The 20,747-nt window shown below is 55.2% G+C and carries 13 protein-coding genes; 9 read left to right on the forward strand and 4 right to left on the reverse strand.

The features are described from left to right. The first annotated feature begins 67 nt into the window (after window positions 1-67). Both EFA69_RS19560 and pbpC read left to right on the forward strand, forming a co-directional pair. Window positions 68-5,500 carry an alpha-2-macroglobulin family protein gene (locus tag EFA69_RS19560; RefSeq protein ID WP_123134731.1) on the forward strand — a complete coding sequence of 1,811 codons (5,433 nt, stop codon included), beginning with the start codon at window positions 68-70 and terminating at the stop codon, window positions 5,498-5,500. Window positions 5,501-5,710: 210 nt separating this feature from the next. After that, entirely contained in the window at window positions 5,711-8,068 is a 2,358-nt protein-coding gene (gene pbpC, locus EFA69_RS19565) for a penicillin-binding protein 1C (protein ID WP_123134732.1), read from the forward strand. On the opposite strand, the gene EFA69_RS19570 is transcribed toward pbpC, so the two are convergent. Beyond that, window positions 8,065-10,074, reverse strand: coding sequence for a tetratricopeptide repeat-containing sensor histidine kinase (locus tag EFA69_RS19570; RefSeq protein WP_123134733.1), 2,010 nt, complete (start codon window positions 10,072-10,074; stop codon window positions 8,065-8,067). The two genes, pbpC and EFA69_RS19570, sit on opposite strands and share 4 nt — an antisense overlap. A 288-nt stretch (window positions 10,075-10,362) precedes the next feature. On the opposite strand from EFA69_RS19570, the gene EFA69_RS19575 reads away from it, so the two are divergent. Then, window positions 10,363-11,829, forward strand: coding sequence for a M28 family peptidase (locus tag EFA69_RS19575; protein ID WP_123134734.1), 1,467 nt, complete (start codon window positions 10,363-10,365; stop codon window positions 11,827-11,829). A gap of 125 nt (window positions 11,830-11,954) precedes the next feature. Here EFA69_RS19575 and EFA69_RS19580 read toward each other — a convergent pair whose 3' ends face one another. Both EFA69_RS19580 and EFA69_RS19585 read right to left on the reverse strand, forming a co-directional pair. Then, window positions 11,955-12,647 (reverse strand): DUF421 domain-containing protein, encoded by a 693-nt coding sequence (locus EFA69_RS19580; RefSeq protein WP_123134735.1) that lies wholly within the window; start codon window positions 12,645-12,647, stop codon window positions 11,955-11,957. A 9-nt stretch (window positions 12,648-12,656) separates the two neighbouring features. Next, complete coding sequence (locus EFA69_RS19585) at window positions 12,657-13,346, reverse strand: DUF421 domain-containing protein (RefSeq protein ID WP_123134736.1); 690 nt, start codon at window positions 13,344-13,346, stop codon at window positions 12,657-12,659. A 461-nt stretch (window positions 13,347-13,807) separates the two neighbouring features. On the opposite strand from EFA69_RS19585, the gene EFA69_RS19590 reads away from it, so the two are divergent. From EFA69_RS19590 to fbp, 6 genes are all read left to right on the forward strand, one after another. After that, entirely contained in the window at window positions 13,808-14,395 is a 588-nt protein-coding gene (locus EFA69_RS19590; protein ID WP_123134737.1) for an RNA polymerase sigma factor, read from the forward strand. After that, window positions 14,382-15,026 (forward strand): carboxypeptidase-like regulatory domain-containing protein, encoded by a 645-nt coding sequence (locus tag EFA69_RS19595; protein WP_123134738.1) that lies wholly within the window; start codon window positions 14,382-14,384, stop codon window positions 15,024-15,026. The genes EFA69_RS19590 and EFA69_RS19595 overlap by 14 nt, the downstream gene beginning before the upstream one ends. A gap of 7 nt (window positions 15,027-15,033) precedes the next feature. Next, window positions 15,034-15,681, forward strand: coding sequence for an HD domain-containing protein (locus EFA69_RS19600; RefSeq protein ID WP_123134739.1), 648 nt, complete (start codon window positions 15,034-15,036; stop codon window positions 15,679-15,681). A 149-nt stretch (window positions 15,682-15,830) separates the two neighbouring features. Continuing rightward, entirely contained in the window at window positions 15,831-16,823 is a 993-nt protein-coding gene (locus EFA69_RS19605) for a Gfo/Idh/MocA family protein (RefSeq protein ID WP_123134740.1), read from the forward strand. A 315-nt stretch (window positions 16,824-17,138) separates the two neighbouring features. Further along, window positions 17,139-18,785, forward strand: a complete 1,647-nt coding sequence (locus tag EFA69_RS19610) for a UxaA family hydrolase (RefSeq protein ID WP_123134741.1) — start codon at window positions 17,139-17,141, stop codon at window positions 18,783-18,785. 172 nt (window positions 18,786-18,957) lie between these two features. Next, window positions 18,958-19,947 carry a class 1 fructose-bisphosphatase gene (gene fbp, locus EFA69_RS19615; RefSeq protein WP_123134742.1) on the forward strand — a complete coding sequence of 330 codons (990 nt, stop codon included), beginning with the start codon at window positions 18,958-18,960 and terminating at the stop codon, window positions 19,945-19,947. Window positions 19,948-20,012: 65 nt separating this feature from the next. On the opposite strand, the gene EFA69_RS19620 is transcribed toward fbp, so the two are convergent. Beyond that, window positions 20,013-20,708 (reverse strand): LamG domain-containing protein, encoded by a 696-nt coding sequence (locus EFA69_RS19620; protein WP_245964640.1) that lies wholly within the window; start codon window positions 20,706-20,708, stop codon window positions 20,013-20,015. Between the last annotated feature and the right edge of the window lie 39 nt (window positions 20,709-20,747).

Raw genomic sequence — 20,747 nt, forward strand, 5'->3', positions numbered from 1 at the left:
CTCCCTCTTTCCCAAACCAAAGTATTTGTATGTTTAGCCCAATAAGGCACTCCCACTTTCTCTCTTTATGACACCTCATAAAAACGCCTCTCTCTGGTCTAGTTTCCTCCCTTTTCTGACCTTTCTTCTGTTGCTGCAACTAGTGGGCTGCCGGGGCAAAAGCGATGAGCTGCGGCTGGAGAAAAAGAACTTTGAGGCCGAGGTGGCACAGGAACAGAACCTCGTCTTCACCTTTGACAAAGAGCTGGTCTCAGATTCGCTGCTGAACCAGTGGGACACCATCCCCTACCTCACGTTCAGCCCCAAAGTAGAGGGCAAGTTTAAATGGACAGCCCCCAATGAGCTGGTGTTCTCCCCTGCCAAATCCTTCGCGCCCAGCACCGCCTATACCGCCGAACTCTCTTCGCTCCTGTTGCAGCATTCGGCCACTAAATACAAGATCCCGAGTGGGCAGGAAATGAAGTTCCATACGCCGTACCTGCAACTCACCTCCACCAAAGCCTACTGGACCCAGAACGATAACAATCCCACGCAGCTGGAGGCCAATCTGCTCTTCGATTTCAACTACCCCGTGCCGTTCCCGCACCTGCGCGACAAGCTCAAGGTCTATTCCGGAAATCAGGAGCTGCCGGTGGAACTGGTGAGCGGCAACCGCGAGAACTTGTCCATCAAAGTAAAAGGGCTGGACCAGAACAGCACCGCCGGTATCCCGGTGCGGGTGTCCATAGACAAAGGACTCTCTACGCCCGGCAGCACCTACCAAACCCCGGAGCCTATTCAAACCATTGCCACCGTACCCAGCCGTGACCAGATGCAGATCATGGAGGTGGTGGCCGTGCAGGAAGAAGGGCAGGATAAAATCTATGTACTCACCACCCAGCCCATCGTGAACCCCGACCTGAACGCGCTGGTTGCCGTGAGTCCGCGGCGTGACTTCACGGTGGAGCGGCTGGAGAACGGCATGGTGCTCAGCGGAAACTTTTCGGCGCAGACGCTCACCCTCATGGTGTCAGGGGAGTTAAGCGGCGTGGTGGGCAAACCGCTGGGCAAAGACTACACGCATCCGGTTTCGTTTGAATCGGCGCAGCCCACGGTGGCGTTTGTGAACAAGAAAAGTATTTACCTGAACAGCCAGGGCGCCCGCAACATCGCCCTTAATCTGGCCAAGGTGCCGCGCGTGAAGGTGAGCATCAGCAAGGTGTTTGAGAACAATATTCTGCGCTACCTGCAGGAAGGCCAGACCTATGACGGCCATTATGATGAGGAAACCGAGGAGTATTACGAAACCTCCTACTATGACGTGAACGAGACCAACGGTAAAACCATTTTTGAGCGGGAATATGAAACCAACAGCCTGCGCAAACAGGGCAAGCACCACCTCCTTAACCTGGACTTAGCCGATCTGGACTTTGACAGCCACTTCAAAGGCTTGTACGTGATCACCATTGCCAGCATCGAGCAAAACTGGCTCAAAGATTCCAAAATCGTGTCAATGTCGGATATTGGGCTTATTGCCAAGCAGGGCAAAAACGAGGTGCTGGTCTTCGCCAACTCCATCCGGACGGCCCAAACCCTGCCGGAGGTGGAGGTGCGCTTCATTAGTACGAACAATCAGGTGGTGCACACCGCCACTACTGACAAAGACGGTGTAGCCCGTTTCCCGGATATAGACAAAACCGCCGCCGGGTTCAAGATTGCCCTCATCACTGCCCGCCAGGGCAATGACTTCAATTATTTGCCGTACACCCAAACCGAGGTGAACACCTCCCGCTTTGACGTGGGCGGAAAGCGCCTGGCCGATCTGAACTATGATGCCTTCGTCTACGGTGACCGCGACCTCTACCGCCCCGGTGATACTGTTCATGTGAACACGGTGGTACGCACCCCCAACTGGAAAACCGTGAGCGGCCTGCCCCTGAAAGTGAAACTGCTCCTGCCCAACGGCAAAGAGTACCGTAGCCAGAAGGGCACCCTAAACAAAGAAGGGGCCTATGAAGCCTCTTTCGTGCTCAGCACTTCGGTGGTAACTGGTACTTATACCCTGGAAGTCTACTCCGGGAACGATGTGCTCCTCAACTCACGGAAGATTGGCGTGGAGGAATTCATGCCCGACCGACTCAAGGTAACCACCCTCCTGAATAAAACCGACTTCAACGCGGGTGAAAACGTGCAGGTGAACCTGACGGCACAGAACCTCTTCGGGCCACCAGCCGCCGGGCGCAATTATGAAGTGCAACTCAGCCTGAAGAAGAAAACCTTTGAAGCCCCTCGTTACCCAGACTATACCTTTGAATTAAACAACGCCGGAGAAACCAACCTACAGAACAGCGTGCGCCAGGGCGAGACCAATGCGCAGGGCAAAGGCCAGGAAACGTTCTCCCTGAGCGGTTTTCAGGATGTAGGGCTGCTGGAAGGATCGCTCTTCACTACCGTGTTTGATGAGACCGGCCGCCCCGTGAACCGCCTGAACAAGTTCAACGTGAGCACCCAGTACGCCTTCTTCGGGCTCAAAAAATTCGACACCTACGTGAGCACGCGTCAGCAGATGCAGGTGCCTATCATTGCCCTCAACGCCCAGGGGCAGCCCATTTCCACCAAAGTTCAGGTGCAGTTGGTGCGCTATACCTATGAGACGGTGATGGAACGCTACAGCGAGAACTACAACTACAAATCGCAAAGGCGGGAAAGTATTCTCCTGAACACGGTGTTACAGGTAGACAAAGGCCGTACGGCGGTGAGCTTCCTACCCTCCACTTCCGGCGAGTACGAGCTACGCATCATGAGGCCCGGAGCCTACAACTACGTGGCCCAGGAATTTTACGCCTACGGTTGGGGCGATACCGAAAGCACCTCGTTTGAGGTAAACACCGAAGGCGAAGTAGACATTGCGCTGGACAAAGAAACCTACGAGGTAGGCGACGATGCCAAAATTCTCTTCAAGTCACCGTTTGCGGGCAAGATTTTGGTCACCGTGGAGCAGAACAAAGTCCTTAGTTACCACTACCTCAAAACCGATAAGAAAGCAGCCTCGCTTAAGCTGCCCATCAAAGACGAGCATTTGCCTACGGTGTACATCTCGGCGGTGGCCTTGCGCGAAGTGAAAGACAATCAGATGCCGCTCACCATTGCGCGGGGCTTCAAACCTTTAACCGTTACCAAGAAGCAGACCAAGCTGGACGTAGCCATCACCGCGCCGGAACTTTCCCGCTCTAACCGCACCCAACAGGTGACCATCAAAACGGCGCCTAACGCAGAAGTGACGCTGGCCGTGGTAGACGAAGGAATTTTGCAGCTGAAAGACTATCAGACGCCAGACCCGCACGCCTTCTTCTACCAGAAGCGGGCGCTGGAGGTGCAGGCTTTTGATCTTTACCCGTTTCTCTTCCCCGAGCTCAGCGGCTCCCGTTCCAGCGTGGGCGGCGATGGCTATGATCTGGAGAAACGCATCAATCCGCTCACTTCCAAACGGGTGAAACTGGTGTCTCTGTGGAGCGGACGGCTTAAAACCAACGGCAGCGGCCAGGCTACGGTGAAAGTCAAGATTCCCGAGTTCTCCGGGGCGGTTCGCGTCATGGCGGTGGCCTACAAAGAGAACGCCTTCGGCTCCGCCGAGAAACTGATGCGCGTGGCTGATCCCATGGTGATCAGTACGGCGCTGCCCCGGTTCATGAGCCCCAAAGACACGCTCTTGGTGCCCGTGACCATCAGCAATACCACGGCCAAAAACGCCGCTTTCAGCAGTTCCATTTCGGTGACGGGTCCGTTGAGAGTGGTAGGGGCGGCCACGGCATCGTCTACTTCCGCGGCTAACGCCGAAAAGCAGGTGGTGTACAAAGTAGTGGCCGCACCAGCTATTGGGCAGGCCACCGTGAAAGTGCTGGTGAAGGCGCTGGGTGAACAGTTCAGCAATACCACGGAGCTGTCTGTAAGACCGGCGGCGCCTCTGGCCCAGATTACCGGCTCTGGTACGCTCAAGAACGGGGCCAGCGTGCAGATCAAGCCCGCCCATGACTTTATCCCGTCCTCGGTGTCTTCCAAACTGGTGGTCAGTTCTTCGCCGCTGGCGCAGTTCACAGATGACATCACGTTTTTACTCCGGTATCCGCATGGCTGTCTGGAGCAGACTACGTCCACGGCGTTCCCGCTCCTGTATTATGCAGATCTGGCCAAAGCCTTGAACCAGGGGCAGAAAGGCCGAAGCTACAACCCCGCCTATCTGGTGCAGGAGGCCATCACCAAAATTGAAGGCATGCAGCAGTATGACGGCGGCTTCACCTACTGGCCCGGCGGCTCCGATACTGATTGGTGGAGCAGCGCCTACGCGGTCCATTTCCTGCTGGAGGCTCGCAAAGCCGGTTATCCGGTGAACCAGCAGGTGCTCAGCCGTGCCCAGTCTTACCTGCAGCGCATGGTCAAAACCAAAGGCACCGAGGAGTACCGCTACTATGATGCCGCCCGCAAGCTGCAACAGAAAGTGATTGCCGCCCATGAAACCGCTTACTCGCTCTACGTGCTCAGCCTGGCGGGCAAGCCCGATTGGTCTACCATGAACTTCTACAAAGCCAAGCCCGAACTTCTTTCCCTGGATGCCCGCTATGTCTTGGCCAGCACCTACGCCCTCAACGGCGGCCACCAGAGTTTCCGGCAGCTGCTGCCCCGCTCATTTGCCGGCGAAACCTCGGTGCGGGCGCTGAACGGCTCTTTCTACTCGCCCCTCCGGGACATGGCGCTTTCCCTGAACAGCCTGCTGGAAGCCAACCCAGACCATCCGCAGGTGCCGGTGCTGGCGCGTCATCTTTCACAGGAACTGCGGTCTAGCCGCTGGTACAACACTCAGGAACGGGCCTTCGCATTGCTGGCCCTGGGGAAACAGGCCAAGAGAAGCGGCGGCAACATGACTGCAAAGGCGATCCAGAATGGCAAAACCGTGGGCACCTACCAAGGCAAGGACCTGCTGCTGCCCAACAAGCTGAATGCCGGTCCAATTACGCTACAGGGTAAAGGCCAGGGCACCTTGTACTACTTCTGGGAAACTGAAGGCATCAGCCGCAGCGGCAGCTATCAGCAGCAGGACAACTTCCTGCAGGTGCGCAAAACCTTCTTCACCCGTGACGGGAAGGAAATCACCGACGCGACAGTAGGGCAGAATGATCTGGTGGTGGTGCGAATCGCATTGCAGTCGTTGGACGGGAGAACCATCCCGAACGTGGCCGTCACAGACCTGCTGCCCGCCGGGTTCGAGATTGAGAATCCCCGCCTCATGGTGTCGCGCGAGTTTGGATGGCTCCAGAAAATGGAACCCGCCACACCGGAGCACCTCGACATCCGGGACGACCGCATCAACCTCTACACCACCGCCCGCCCCAACACACAGTATTTCTTCTACCAGGTGCGCGCGGTCTCTAAAGGAGATTTCCAGATGGGACCCGTGGGCGCAGACGCCATGTACAACGCCGAATACCACTCTTACCATGGAGCCGGCGTGATGAAGGTGCGCTAGTTTAGCCCTGATTTTAAAAAAAGAGCCGCTAAACGCAAAACATGAATAACTGACGAAAAAAGCTTGGTCTGAACTTCGGTTAAAAGCTTCTTGACAAGATAAACTGGGCTGAAATGACATTTTGCGTTTAGGGGCTCTTTTTCGAAAAAGAGCCCCTAAACGCAAAGCCAAAAGTTCTGTCACTATACGATTAACAGCTTCTCCTTCTCTATGCCGCTTACCCAGCTCAAACGTACCTTAGACTCCTGGCCATTGCCGCAGAAAGGCAGGCCGTGGCTGCGCTATGCGGGTGGAAGTTTACTGGCAGTTGCGGCGCTTTTTATTCTGTTGAACCTCCTGTTTCCGCTGCGCATCAAAATTTCTTACTCCCCGGTGATCACGGCCGCAGACGGCACTATTCTGCACTCGTTCCTGAGCCAGGATGACAAATGGCGGATGCAGTTGGAGGAAGGTGAGATAAGCCCCACCCTCAAAAAGGCGGTGCTGCTCAAAGAAGACCGGTACTTTTATTTCCACCCAGGAGTGAATCCGGTGGCCATTGGTCGGGCGCTGGTGAAGAATCTGACGCAGGGCAAAACTACCTCGGGGGCTTCTACCATCACCATGCAGGTGGCGCGGCTGCTGTACCCCAAGGAGCGCACGTACTGGCATAAACTGACGGAAGTGTTCAGGGCGTTGCAACTGGAGTGGCGCTACAGCAAAGATGAGATTCTGCACCTGTACCTGAACCTGGTGCCCTACGGCGGCAACATTGAGGGCGTGAAAGCGGCTTCGGTGCTGTACTTCCACCAATCGCCCAAAGAACTGAGTCTGGCGCAGGCGGTGGCCTTGACGGTGATCCCCAACAAACCCTCCTCCCTCCGCATTGGGGTGCAGAATGAGAAAATTGTAGCCTTCCGGAACAAATGGTTGCAGTACTACGCCCGGCAAAAGACTTTTCCTCAGGAGGCGTTGGATGATGCCCTGCTGGAGCCGCTCAATGCCGAACGGCTGGAAGCCCCCAAGGTAGCCCCGCATTTCTCGTACCGCCTGTATCGGCAGTACCCGGGTAAAACCACCATCAGGACCACGCTCAACCTGGCGGTGCAGGAAAAAGTGGAGCAGCTGGCCTATAACTACTTGCAACAGCTCAAGTACCGGAACATCCACAACGCGGCCGTGCTGGTTATCAACAACCAAACCAACGCCATGGAAGCCTACCTCGGCTCCGCCGATTTCTCTGACGCCATGCACGGCGGACAGGTAGACGGCATACGGGCGGTGCGGTCGCCGGGCAGCACCCTGAAGCCTTTTCTGTACGCCACCGCCTTTGAGCGCGGCCTCATCACGCCCAAGACCATGATCTCAGACGTGCCCATTGACTACGCCGGTTATCGGCCCGAGAATTATTTTGGCACCTACAGCGGCAACATCACCATTGAACGGGCACTGGCTACTTCGCTCAACATTCCGGCGGTAAAACTGCTGGACCGGGTGGGTGTGAACGCGTTTGTGCAGAAATTGAAACAGGCCGAGTTCTCGCAGATAAAGAAAGAGGGAGACCAACTGGGGCTTTCGCTGATTCTGGGCGGCTGCGGCGTGAAACTGGAGGAACTCACCGCCCTTTACGCCACCTTCGCCCGGCAGGGGACTTATGCACCGGTGCGCTGGCTCCAGGAAGACACGGTAATGGCCAGAAAAGCGCTTCTCTCACCGGGGGCAGCCTTTATGGTGAACCAGATTTTAACCCAGCTGCAGCGCCCAGATCTGCCGCACAACGCCCTAAACAGCGCCCACTTACCCAAAATAGCCTGGAAAACCGGCACCTCTTACGGCCGAAAAGACGCCTGGAGCATTGGCTACAACCAAAAATACACAGTGGGGGTTTGGGTAGGGAATTTCTCGGGCGAAGGGGTTCCGGAACTGAACGGTACCGACACGGCCACTCCGCTCCTGTTCTCCATCTTCAACACCATTGACTATAACAGCCCGAACCAGTGGTACACGGCCCCCAAAAGCATTGGCACCCGTAGCGTCTGCCTGGAGAGTGGTTTACCCGTGAATACGTTTTGTGAAGATGTGGTGGTAGACACCTATTTACCGGGCATCTCTTCAGGCACCAGATGCAGCCATCTCAAACAAGTACCGGTTTCTTTAGACGGGAAATATGCGTACTGCACCAGTTGCCTGCCGGAGGAGGAAGACTATCAGCAGAAATGGTACCCCAACCACTCCCCCGAAATACTCACCTATTTTGTGACGCAGCACCTGCCATACGTAAGCCTGCCGCCCCACAACCCTGCCTGCCACCGTATTTTCCAGGAGTTCGCGCCTGTTATCTCGTCGCCCACGGCCGGAATGGAGTATTTGCTGGAGAAAGCCGACCAGCAGAAGCTCATGCTGCAATGCAATGCCTACAATGAAGTAAAGAAGGTGTATTGGTACGTCAACGACAAACTGGTGAAAGCGGCCGCCCGAGATGAACCCGTTTTCTTCCAGCCTGACCGGGCGGGCAAGCTGAAAATCTCCTGCCTGGATGACCAGGGCCGGAACACCAACAGCTATGTAACGGTTCGGTTTATAGACTAGGCCTCCACGGGGTGCAAAGCCTCCTCCGGTACTACCTCAGAAGATGCCATCTGCACCGTGCAGGGCAGGTAAATGGTAAAGACGCTGCCCTGGTTCACCACGCTTTCCACTTTGATCTCGCCACCCAGGCTCTCCATCAGCTCTTTACACAGCATGAGGCCAAGGCCAGTGCCTTGCTCGCGGGCAGTGCCGGGCGTAGTAAAGCGCTTGTCTGAGAAAAGTTTGGCCAGGTTGCGTTCAGAAATGCCTTTGCCGGTATCTGTGACCACAAAGGAAATCCCGTTTTCCTCCAGCTGCGCTTCCAGCGTCACTACCCCACCCGCAAAACTGAATTTGATGGCGTTGGCCACCAGGTTCCGCAGCACAAAAGCCAAACGCTCCTTATCCGTGAGAACGGTCAGGTCTTTGTTCACGATGTTAAAGAGCCGTACTTCTTTGGCTTTGGCTTGTGCCTCCATCACAGAGAAGTTCTCACGCACCATTTCATGCAGGTTCACGGGGTGTAGTTCCAGGCTGGAGCCCTGCATCTGGGCCTTTGACCAGCCCAACAGGTTGTTCATCATGTTCACCACCACTTCCATGTTCCGGCCCAGGGATTCAAAGATGCGTTTCACTTCGCCTTCGGTGAGGGTACGGTTCTGTACCAGCTGCAGAATGCCCTGAATGGTATTGAACGGTGACCGCAGATCATGCGAAACAATAGAGAAAATCTTGCTTTTGAAGCTGTTGTGCCGGTCTAACTGCGCATTATTGCTTTCCAGAATGGCCGCCTGCGTAGAGATTTCCTCTTTCTGCGCCGTTATTTCCTCGTTCTTCAGCAACAACATGGAAGTAGCTTCCTGTAGCTGTTGTGAGATTTTCTTAAAGTTTTGTTTACTAATGTACAGACCTATGGCCAGCAGCAACAGCAAGAGCAGGATAGCGCCTTCAAACCACATGGTCTTTTGCTGCTGCGCTATGTCCAGCGCCTGGATGCGTTGCTGGGCTTTGAGCTTGATGTTCTCCAATTCCTGCTGGCTATTCTCGTATTTGGAAGCAATTTCGGCGGCTTTTTGATTTTGCTGTTCCATGTTCAGCTTGAGGTCTTCCTGCCCGAAAACAGCCTGGTACTTGTACGCATTCTCAAAGTCTTTCACTGAGGCGTAGAGATCGGCCAGGCGTTGGGCCGCAGCCATAATTTTCTTGCTGGACACCGTACCCACCGCCACCTCGTAGCTTTGCTGCGCATAGCGCAAGGCCTTCTGCGGCTGGTTCAGGTTTTGGTAAATGTTGGCAATACCGCCCAGCGTCACAGTCTTGTTCATGTTGTTGCCTAGCTCCTCGTCTATCTGGAGCGCTTCCTGTAGGTAAGGCAAGCCTTGGGCCGGTTTTCCCATGAAATTATAGGCGTTGCCTATGTTGGCCAACCCAACGCCGTAGCTTTTCCGGTTGCCCGTCTTCCTATGGATTTCCGCGGCCTTTTGGTAATAGTTTAATGCCGTTGCGTAGTCTTTCCTGGTCTCATAGATGTTGCCCAGGTTGTTGTAGACTCTGCCTAAGCCGTTCTGGTTGTTTGTTTTAAGGGCAAGAGCTTGCGCAGTACCATAATGCTGTAGGGCCCGCTTCTCGTCTTTAGTCCTGAAACTCAGAATGCCCAAATTGTTGTAGGTAGTCACCAGCAAGGCGGTGTCTTTGAGTTGCTGGCCAATTTTGAGGGAGGTGTAGAAGAACGGGAAGGCTTTGTCATACTCGCCCAGCACCAGGTGCCCGTGCCCAATCAGCCCAATGGCTTCGGCTTCCCCTTTAGGATACTTAGCTTTTTTGGCCAGCGCTTGGGAAGAACGGCCCTGCTCCATCGCCTTCAAAACATCATAGAGCATGTACTCGCGACTGAGGGCGCACCCAATGTTCACCCTGGCGGTGTCACTTGAGGCGCTGGCGAGTTGCCGCTCTAACTCCTCCACCCGGTTCTGTTGCGCAAACAGGTGCCCCGGAAGCAGGAGCAATAGTATCAGAAGAAACCTCATACAGAAATGAAAAAACAGCGTTAGGCCTTTTTCAGCTGTGGCTGTTGAATATAGATTAAGGACAATGCCTTTACCGTATAGATTCAATTTTTAAGAAATATTTTTCCTGAAAGCCTTTTTGCCCCAAAGAAATTAACATTATTTCCGTTTAGCGGCCGTTTTTCCAAAAAAGGCTCCTAAACGGAAATAATGCCCCAGAGCTTCATGGACACATGCTAGATCAGATGTATGGCCTTCTCCGCTTCAATCAGTATCTTATCGGCTCAAAGCGTTTCACAAAAATAGTCCATGAAAAAATATTTTACGCTAGGCGTGTTGGCGGCCGCGCTTTCTCTGCCGGCGAAGGCACAGGAAAACAAGGCCTGGCCTGAGATTTTCCAGAAGATTAACACCGAGGTACAAACCAATTCCAAGGCGTACAGCTCTCTCAAAACCGCCTCCGAAACCATTGGCCACCGCATGACGGGCTCCGAGAACGGGAAGAAAGCAGAAGAGTTTGCCTACAACCTGTTCAAATCTTATGGCTTCTCTGATGTACAATACCAGCCCTTTGAAGTGGAAAGCTGGAGCCGCGGCACCTTAACCCTACAGGTGGGTCCAGACGCCCGCCAGCTTACAAACATCAAGTCTGTTTCGCTCGCGCATTCGCCGGTAAAGGCCAGCCTCACGGGCCAACTGGTAGACATGGGCAACGGACTGGAGGCAGATTACGCGGCCAAACCTAATGCTGTGAAAGGCAAGGTCGCGCTGGTGTATCTGGGGGTATTGCCAGGCTCGCCGCAAGGCACCCGCAGCCTGCACCGCTCTGAGAAAACGGCCCTGGCCCTTAAGTACGGCGCCAAAGGCATCATCATCATCAACACGGTGGCGGGCGGAACGTTATTGACCGGCACGGCCTCCGTGACCGGAAAATTGATTCCCATTCCGGCGGTGTGCGTGGGCCGCGAAGACGGTTTCAGGCTGAAAGAGCAACTCAAAACGGCTCCGCTCACGGCTAAGATTGACATGACCAATTTCTCCGGCAAGATCAAGGCCCGCAACGTAATTGCCACGCTCAAAGGTGCTGAGCTGCCCAAGGAGAAAATCGTGATTGGCGGCCACCTGGACAGCTGGGACCTGGCCACCGGCGCCATTGACAACGGCATTGGTTCTTTCTCCGTGCTAGACATGGCCCGCACGTTCCAGACCCTGAAACTGCGCCCCAAACGCACCATTGAGTTTGTCATGTTCATGGGTGAGGAAGAGGGTTTGCTGGGTTCTGAGGCGTACCTGGAGCAGGCCATCAAAAATAAATCTCTGGACCAGGTGGCGTTCATGCTCAACTATGACATGACCAATGACCCCAAAGGCTATACCGCCAGCCAGGAAGCCTGCAAAGGGTTGTTCCAGTCCATAGGCGCTATTGCGGCGCAGATAGACACCACGTTCAAGAACAGCTTCAGTGCCCGGGCGGGGCTGCACTCAGACCACCAGCCGTTCATGTTGCACGGCATCCCAACCGGGGGCTCGTCGGGGGGGAAACTGCCTGCGGGCGCCGGTGACTGCTACCACGCCGACTGTGACTCCTTCACTCTGGTAGACGAACAAGGCATGAAAAACACGGTACGGTTCAGCAGCATGCTTCTGTACGGCCTCGCCGATGCCGCCACCCTGCCCTCCAAACGCCTCTCAGACGCTGAAACCAAAGCCTTCCTGCTCCAGAACAACCTCAAAGAGCCGCTCAAGATAGCCGGTGAGTGGCGCTGGAAAGATTAGTATTTTTTACTCGCTCCCCACTAAAACCCTGTTGCGTTTAGGGGCTGTTTTTGGAAAAACAGTCCCTAAACGCAACAGGGTTTTGTTTTGCTTTGCCTAGCGGAGGGCTTTTTTCGCTACTGCGGCTAACAGACTACGGCGGGCTTCCATTCCCGGCTTCCGCACTGGTTGCAGTCAGCGGTGGGCGAAGTGCTGCTCTCCACCAAATTGCCGCAGTGGCAGCAGGCAAAGACTCCTTCGGCTTTGGGCTGCTCTTCCACCAGGTCTGGGTCAAGGTCCGGCACCAGCGACAGCCCCACCTTCTCGTCTGGGAACTGGATGATGGTGAAGGCTCCGTTGGCTTCCATGTACGTGCGCTGCACCTTGCCCAGGTTGTAGATGTCTTCATGCCGAAACTGCGCGAACAGCCGGTCGCGGGTAATACGGGCGTGTTCCATCACCGGCAGCTGCAGCAAGCCATCTTTCACCAAGATGTCAAGGTCATCCATAACGGTATGTTCAAAACTAGCGTCCTGGGTGCTTCGCCAGGCAATAAGGCGTTCTATGCCCACCACCACCACCGCAATAATGGCTATGGGCAGCAAACCTCTGGAAGGGTCCATGAGTGCCACCCCGTTGGCCGCCGCCAAAGACACCAGAGCGGCCATCTCGGTTCTGCTGAGCATAGAGGCCATGCGCTTGCCCATGACCCGCATGGAGAGCATGAGCACAAAATAGATGAAGGCAATCCGGATGACTACTTCCAGCAGGAAACTCCAGGGCACTTCGCCCAGCACAATGCGCAGCCAATCGGTGATCTGTATATCTTCTGGTTTCATGGTAATTGGTTAGTTGGTGGCGGGAATCCACTCGTAGCAGGAGCAGTTGGGGCAGGGTTTACCTTGCTGCTGCGTGGCCTGGGCAATGTAGCCGCAGCGGGTGCAGGCCTGGTGCTCCTTGTCGCGGGACAGGGACTGCATCAGGGATTTGTCTTTGGCCGGATAGATGGGCAGGCCGGGCTTGGGGTGCTTGGCTTTCACAATACTGAACAGGCCGTAGGCTTCCATGTACAGGCGTTTCACCTCACCCAAGTGTTTGATGTTGTGGGTCCTCAGGGCCGCAAACACCTGGTCTTTGGAAAGCCGGGCGTTTTCCATCTCCTCAATCCGCAGCACGCCTTCCTTCACCACCATGGAAATGTCTCCCTGGGTCAGCAGCTCCACCTTCCGGTTGCGGAAGGCCCACAGGTTGAGTCCCCGCTGGAAGATGAGGGCGCAGAACAATACCAACACTCCCACCAGAATACCCCTGTCGGGCAATTGCATGGGAGCCGAGGCAATACCGCCCAGCGTGACCATCACGGCCAGTTCTGAAATGGTGAGCTGCCCGTTCATGCGCTTGCCCATGAGGCGCAGCACAAGGAGCAACGCAAGATAGATGACGAGTGTGCGGATGAGCACTTCGGCCATAAACTCCCAGGGGGTGTTGCCAATGAGCAGGCGCTGCCAGTCTGGGAAATAGATCTCTTCTTTTTTCATACCCTTCTGCAATACGAGCGGGCAACGGACCATAGTTACCCTGATTCTAAGAGAATTAATACGGTAGTTTTACAGAAGGTATAAGGGAGAAGACCTTTTTTCTCTCCCGTTCAAAGCTGGTTCACTTATTTTCTGCCCCGGGATTTTATGCCTCGGCCTCGCTGCTGGCACCCTCTTCCCCAAAACCAAACCCAAGACCAACCACGCGCAAGCCACTGGTATGAATGCGTTTAGGGGCTATTTTTCGAAAAACGGCCCCTAAACGCATTCAGGTGCAATGGGGAATTTCATCGCACCGGGCGCAGGCCGAAGTGTAAATGCACCCAATAATTTCAAGGCAGCTTTATGGATTCTGGCCCGGGGCGGCATCTTGTCTACAAAGAATAGAGGGGCTCAGACTTAAACGTTTCACAAATTGGCTATAATCTGTTTCTTTATGGCCGCTTACCAGACTCCGCCGCATGTTTCTAAAGCTGTTCTCGCGTTCAAAGCCGCTTCAAGACCTGGACCTGATCCAGCAGTACCGCGCTACCGGAGATTTGGCGCTGGTGGGGGAATTGTTTGAACGCTACACCGAGATGGTGTACCTGGTCTGCCTCAAGTACCTCAAAAACGAAGACGAGAGCAAAGATGCCACCATGCAGATCTTTGAGCTCCTTATCACGGCCCTGCACAAGCATGAGATCACCAATTTTAAGAGTTGGCTGCACGTGCTGGCCAAGAACCACTGCCTCATGTACCTGAGGGCCCAGAAGAAACGCACCGCCGAATCTATTGACGACATGCCTTTGGCGGCCGTGGAGCACGCGGCCCTGCTGGAACAGACAGACGCCTCTGAGCAGGAACTGGAATTGCAGCACCTAAATCAGGCTCTGAATTCCCTGAGCCCCGAACAGCGCGCCTGCGTGGAGCTCTTCTACCTCCAGAAGAAAAGCTACAAAGAGATAGCTGAAATCACCGGTTACGAGATGGGGCAAGTGAAAAGCCACCTCCAGAACGGGAAAAGAAACCTGAAAATCTTTATGAACAAGAACTATGAGCAGGAATAATCACGCCGTGGATTGGTACCCTGAGGAGCACCCGTCATTGGACGTGCTGCGGCAGTACCAGGCCGGTGAACTGCCCGCTCCCCTACACCGGCAGGTGGCAGAGCACCTGGCCACCTGTGAGCTGTGCTCAGACCTGTCTGAAGGACTGGCCCTGTCAAAGCCCGCCAACCTGCGCTCTGCCGTACGCGAGACCCGCGGCCGCCTGAAACAGTTGCTGGCCCAGAAAAAGCGGAAGCGCAGAAGTTTCCAATGGCCTATCTGGCAAACGGCGGCCGTTCTGCTGGTGCTGCTTTTCGCCATTGCCGAGGTGGTGTATCATCATTACTTCGCCAATTCAGATAAGCCACGAACTGAGCAAAAAAAGGAGACACCTTCGGGCACCGCCATTTCTGGCGCCTGGATGTTGAGGGGTAACGTGATGAGCGAGTCTGATGCTGTTCTTTCCGGAGCAAACGTTCAGGTAAGAGGACAAGGCGCTGCGGTAAACACCAATTCCAACGGTTTTTTTGAGATAGAAGTAAAAACAGAGAGCGCTGTCATAGTGGTGACCAAAGCTGGTTTCGTGCCGAAGGAAATGACAGTCCAGAAAACCCATGATTGGCAGGAGATCAAGCTCAGCCGCACAGACTAGATGTTCTATGGAAACAAACTCAATAAACCAGTACCTACGTACCCGCTGGCAGGCCACCGCTTCGGTTTATTCTGATGACCAGCCCCTCCTGGAGCAGCTTTGGGCCGAACTGGAGCAAGCTTACTCCGCCACCTCCAGGCACTACCACACCTTGGCGCACCTGGAGGCCATGCTGCAACTGGCGGAGCAGCACGCCGCTGACATCAGCGCTGGTGCTGCCCTCTCCCTGGCCATCTTCTACCATGACGCGGTTTACAAAGCCACCCGTTCAGACAATGAGGAAAAAAGCGCTTTGCTTGCCCAGGACCGTCTCCAGCAACTGAGCGTACCGGCCTATGAGCGGGCGCTGGTCACGGAGATGATTCTGGCCACCAAGCGCCACCAGTTCCACCAGAACCCAGACGTGAATCTGCTACTGGATTTTGACCTCACCATCTTGGGTGCTTCCTGGGACAGGTACCTTCTCTACAGTGGGCAGATCAGAAAGGAATACAGTTTCTATCCAGATTTTCTGTATCACAGCGGCCGCAAAAAAGTGCTTCGGCATTTTCTGGAGCAGGAAAGCATCTTCAAAACCAATCATTTCAAGCAGCAGCTGGAACAATCCGCCAGATCTAATTTGGCCCAGGAACTCCAACTGCTCACGGGATCTTAGCCAGATTTGCGTTTAGGGGCTATTTTTGGAAAAACGGCCTCTAAACGCAAATTTGATTCCCGCCCCATAAAAATCGTTTCTGGCATTGTCTTCTTCCGCAGAACTGCCCTACTTTAGAGAGCGGCTAAATACCTCCGCACGTACCGGCCATGTTTGAGAAATTGAGAGGAAAAACCATCCGCTGGGGCATTATTGGCTGCGGCGATGTCACCGAAGTCAAGAGTGGCCCCGCTTTCCAGAAAATTGCGGGATCAGAACTGGTGGCCGTCATGCGGCGCAACGGCGCGAAAGCCCAGGACTACGCCCAGCGGCACGGCGTTCCCAAGTGGTATGATCAGGCGCAAGACCTTATTCAGGACCCCGAGGTAGACGCGGTCTACATTGCCACCCCGCCAGATTCCCACGCCGCCTATACCTTGGCGGTGGCCGCCGCCGGAAAACCGGTGTACGTGGAGAAACCCATGGCCCTCAATTTCGCCCAGTGCCAGCAGATGGTGGAGGCATGTGAGAAAGCGCAGGTACCGCTCTTTGTGGCCTATTACCGCCGCCGGCTGCCCTCATTCCTGAAGGTGAAGGAACTGGTGGACAGCGGCGCCATTGGCGACATCCGGTTGGTGAATATCCGGCTGTACCATCCGCCGCAGCAGAACCTGGACCCCAACTATTTGCCCTGGCGCGTGCAACCCCATATAGCGGGCGGCGGACTCTTCCACGACTTGGCCTCGCACCAACTGGATTACCTTGATTACCTGTTGGGCCCTATTTCCTCGGCCTCTGGGCAAACCGCTAACCAAGCAGGCCTCTACCCCCCCGAAGACGTGGTCACGGCGCAGTTCCGGTTTGGGAACGGTGTTTTGGGGACCGGGGTCTGGTGTTTTACGGTCAACGCGGCCCAGTTCACAGATAGCACGGAGATCATCGGGAGCCAGGGCCGCATCACGTTTCCGTCCTTCGCGCAGGAGCCCGTACGGTTGCACACCGCGGCGGGTACCCAGGAATTTATGCTCCCGCCCCCTGCCCACGTGCAACAACCGTTCATCCAGACCATCATAGAAGAACTCAGCGGCGCCGGCACTTGCCCCAGCACCGGCCAAACCGCCGCCCGCACCGCCTGGGTCATGGACCAGATTACCGGCAGGTAGTTTCTGAACCGCTTATCTCTTCCTATTCTCACTTGGCCTTGCCTGGTGGAACCTTCTTCCGTTTAGGGGCTGTTTTTGGAAAAACGGCCCCTAAACGGAAAACCTCAGGAAGCGGGAATGGAGTAGTACTGTGCTCGGCATTCCAGGGTGCTTCCTACTCGTTGTTTTATGAAAATGAAACCGTGGCTTGCGGTATTGGGGACTTCATTTTGTTTTTCATAGTGAGACAAAGAACTGGTTTGAATTTTCCTATTTCTGACAATTATTGATATATTGCGCAATCGATTGCACATTCTACCCTTGGTATAGATAGAGATGCTAAAAAGATTATTGAAAATCCATCCGAATGACAATGTGCTGGTGGCACTTACGGATCTGAAAAAAGGCGAGACCGTAACCCATGACGGTACCTCCATTGTTCTGGTAGACGATGTACAGGCCAAGCACAAATTTGCGCAGAAGCCTATTGCCGCCGGGGAAGAGATTCTCATGTACGGTTCGCTGGTGGGCATCGCCGTCTCTGACATTCCGGTGGGCGGCGTTCTGACCACGGCCAACGTGAAGCACCAGGTACACGGGTTCACCGGCAAAACCAAAACCATAGGCTGGCAGGCGCCAGATGTGTCTAAGTGGCAGCACCGCACGTTCATGGGCTACCATCGCCCCGATGGGCAGGTGGGCACTGCCAACTTCTGGCTCGTGATTCCCATGGTGTTCTGCGAGAACCGCAACGTAGACATTATCAAACAGGCGTTTCTGGATGAGCTGGGCTTCGGCCAACGCGATGTGTACAAATCATATGTGCAGCAGATGGTAGACCTGTACCAATCCGGAAACACGGAAGCTATTCAGACGCTCACCTTGCAGAAGGCGGCGGCGCCGGCGCAAAAGCGCGTGTTTGAGAACATAGACGGCATCAAATTTCTCACCCACCAGGGCGGCTGCGGCGGTACCCGTCAGGATTCTGACCTGCTGTGCGCCCTCCTCGCCGACTACATCCACCACCCTAACGTGGCCGGGGCTACCGTGCTCAGCCTGGGCTGCCAGAACGCGCAGGTGAGCATCCTGGAAAACAAACTTAGAGCCCTTAACCCCAACTTCTCCAAACCACTCATCATTCTGGAGCAGCAGAAGGAAGGCACTGAGGAGGAAATGATGTCTAAGGCCATCCGGCAGACCTTCCTGGCTTTGATTGAAGCCGATAAACTTAAGCGCCAGCCCGCGCCTTTGAGCAAACTTTCCATTGGGCTGGAGTGCGGCGGCTCAGATGGTTTCTCCGGTATTTCCGCCAACCCTTCCATTGGGCATACCTCAGATATTCTGGTGGCTTTGGGCGGCAAAACCGTTCTCTCTGAGTTCCCCGAGCTGTGCGGCGTGGAGCAGGAACTGATGAACCGCTGTGAGACCGAAGAGGCCGCCGAGCGGTTCGCGTCCTTGATGCGGGCGTATGCGGCCTCCGCTGAGGCGGTGGGCTCTGGTTTTGACATGAACCCCAGCCCGGGCAACATCCGCGACGGTCTTATCACAGATGCCATCAAGTCGGCCGGGGCGGCCAAGAAAGGCGGTACCTCTCCTATTGTAGATGTGCTGGATTATCCCGGCTACGTCACCAAACCCGGCCTCAACCTGCTCTGCACTCCCGGTAACGACGTGGAATGCACCACGGCGCTGGTAGGCGCGGGCACCAATATTGTGTTGTTCACCACCGGCTTGGGAACCCCTACCGGCAACCCTATTACGCCGGTCATCAAGATCTCGTCTAACACCAAACTGGCCCAGCGCATGCCAGACATCATTGACATTGATACCGGGCCGGTCATCTCCGGGGAGAAAACCATTGAGGAAATGGGCGAAGACGTGCTGGATTTCATCATTGAGGTTGCCAGCGGCCGTATAGAAACCAAAGAGAAAATCCTGCAGCAAGATGATTTCATTCCTTGGAAACGGGGTGTTTCTTTATAAATTTAGAGCTTTAAAGAGGGGCCGCCGGTAAAGCAAACAGAACTGGCTCTCTCAACTCGCTATGAAAGCCCTGCCTTTTGGCTTTTGGCGCTCTTTTAGGCCCAGAAGCAAACCGGCAGGGCTTTCATTGTTATTGTAAACACACCGGCATGTAGCCACATTTATTACCCTCATGAACGATGCACTTGCCCTGCCTGTAGGCACCACGTTAGACAGATTCATCCACAGAAAGCAGGAAGACTTCCCCTACGCCACCGGCGAGCTGTCTCAGCTCCTCCGCGACATTGCCCTAGCCGCCAAGATTGTGAGCCGGGAGATAAGCCGCTATGACCAGAACACCACCGGGGCCGTGGGGCTCCAGAATGTGCAGGGAGAGCAGCAGCAGAAAATGGACATGATCGCCAACATCCGGTTCATTAGGGCGCTGCGCAACGGCGGCGAGGTCTGCGCCATTGTTTCTGAGGAAGAGGAAGACATCATCCATACCGGCAACGCGCACGCCAAGTACATTGTAGCCATGGACCCGCTGGACGGCTCCTCCAACCTGGATGTGAACATCCCCGTGGGCACCATATTCTCGGTGTACCGCCGGGTTTCCACTCAGCAGGAACAGGGCACCCTGGCCGACTGCCTGCAACAGGGCACGCAACAGGTGGCCGCCGGCTATATTCTGTACGGCGCCTCCACCATGCTGGTGTACACCACCGGCCGAGGCGTGAACGGCTTCACCTATGAGCCTTCTTTGGGCGAGTTCTTCCTCTCGCACCCAGACATCAAGATTCCCGCCACGGGCCATGATTATTCCTGCAACGAGGCTAACGTGAGCTTTTTCCCGCTGGGCATCCAGAATTACCTGGCCTTCTGCAAAGCCGAGAAATATTCTTCGCGCTACATAGGTTCGCTGGTGGCCGATTTTCACCGGAACCTGCTCAAGGGCGGCATCTATTTCTACCCCGGCACCGACAAAAACCCCGAGGGGAAACTGCGGCTGCTGTATGAGTGCAACCCCCTGGCCTTCCTGGCCGAACAAGCGGGCGGCAAAGCCACCGACGGGGTAGCGCGCATCCTGGAGAAAATGCCTGCCCAACTGCACGAACGCTGCCCGCTGGTCATCGGCTCTGCCGAAATGGTAGACAAAGTGCAGAAATACATGACTTTGTAACAAGCTAATTGTCTTTGCGTTTAGGGGCTGTTTTTCCAAAAACGGCCCCTAAACGCAAACAACGGCTAGAGGTAATCTGAGTACTTCTTGGGCTGCAAGGCCCGATGCCAGAATCTTACCCGCCTTATTTCGCCGTTGAACCAGGAACGTTTGTCCATTCTGGTGCCCAAGGAGGTTTTGGCCGTGCCAGCGATAGGCTGATAGTCAATTTCACCGGACACTTCCAGTTTTCCGTTCACGTAGCCCTTCAGTTGCCCATTTTGGTAGCTGAGCGTCATGGTGGCCCACTCGCCCACCGGGTGCGTTTTAGTGGAGTCCAGGAGCGTGAGGGAAGCGGTTTCGGTGCGCAGGAAGAAATCGGCGTACCACTGTTTCCGGTTGTTGAGGCGCAGCTCCAGCAGAATCCGGCGGTTGGGGTTGGCAGGGTCCTCAATATGCAGGAACCGCTGTTCTGCGTTGGCCGGCCACGCGTCTTTGGGTTTGAACACCACTTCTATGGAAAACTCCGCGGCCCCGGCAATGGGGTTGGCAGCTACCAGCAGCCCATCTTTTACCCCATCAAACGCCACCGCCGTCTGTCCATCCTGCGTCTGCACCACCTGGGGCGCACCTAGCACCTGGGGCGCACCTAGCACCTGAGCCGCAGCGCCGCCAATATCAGAAACCGAATGCATCTCCCATTGCTGCGGCTTTACGGCCGTACAGGAAACGGTGCCCAGACCCAAAGAGAGGAAAACCAAATGCCAAAAGATACTTTTCATAGGAGCAGGTGATGTAAAGTGGTTTCGGTTTAGGGGCTC

This window comes from Rufibacter immobilis, from assembly GCF_003721565.1.
GTDB classification, from domain to species: domain Bacteria; phylum Bacteroidota; class Bacteroidia; order Cytophagales; family Hymenobacteraceae; genus Nibribacter; species Nibribacter immobilis.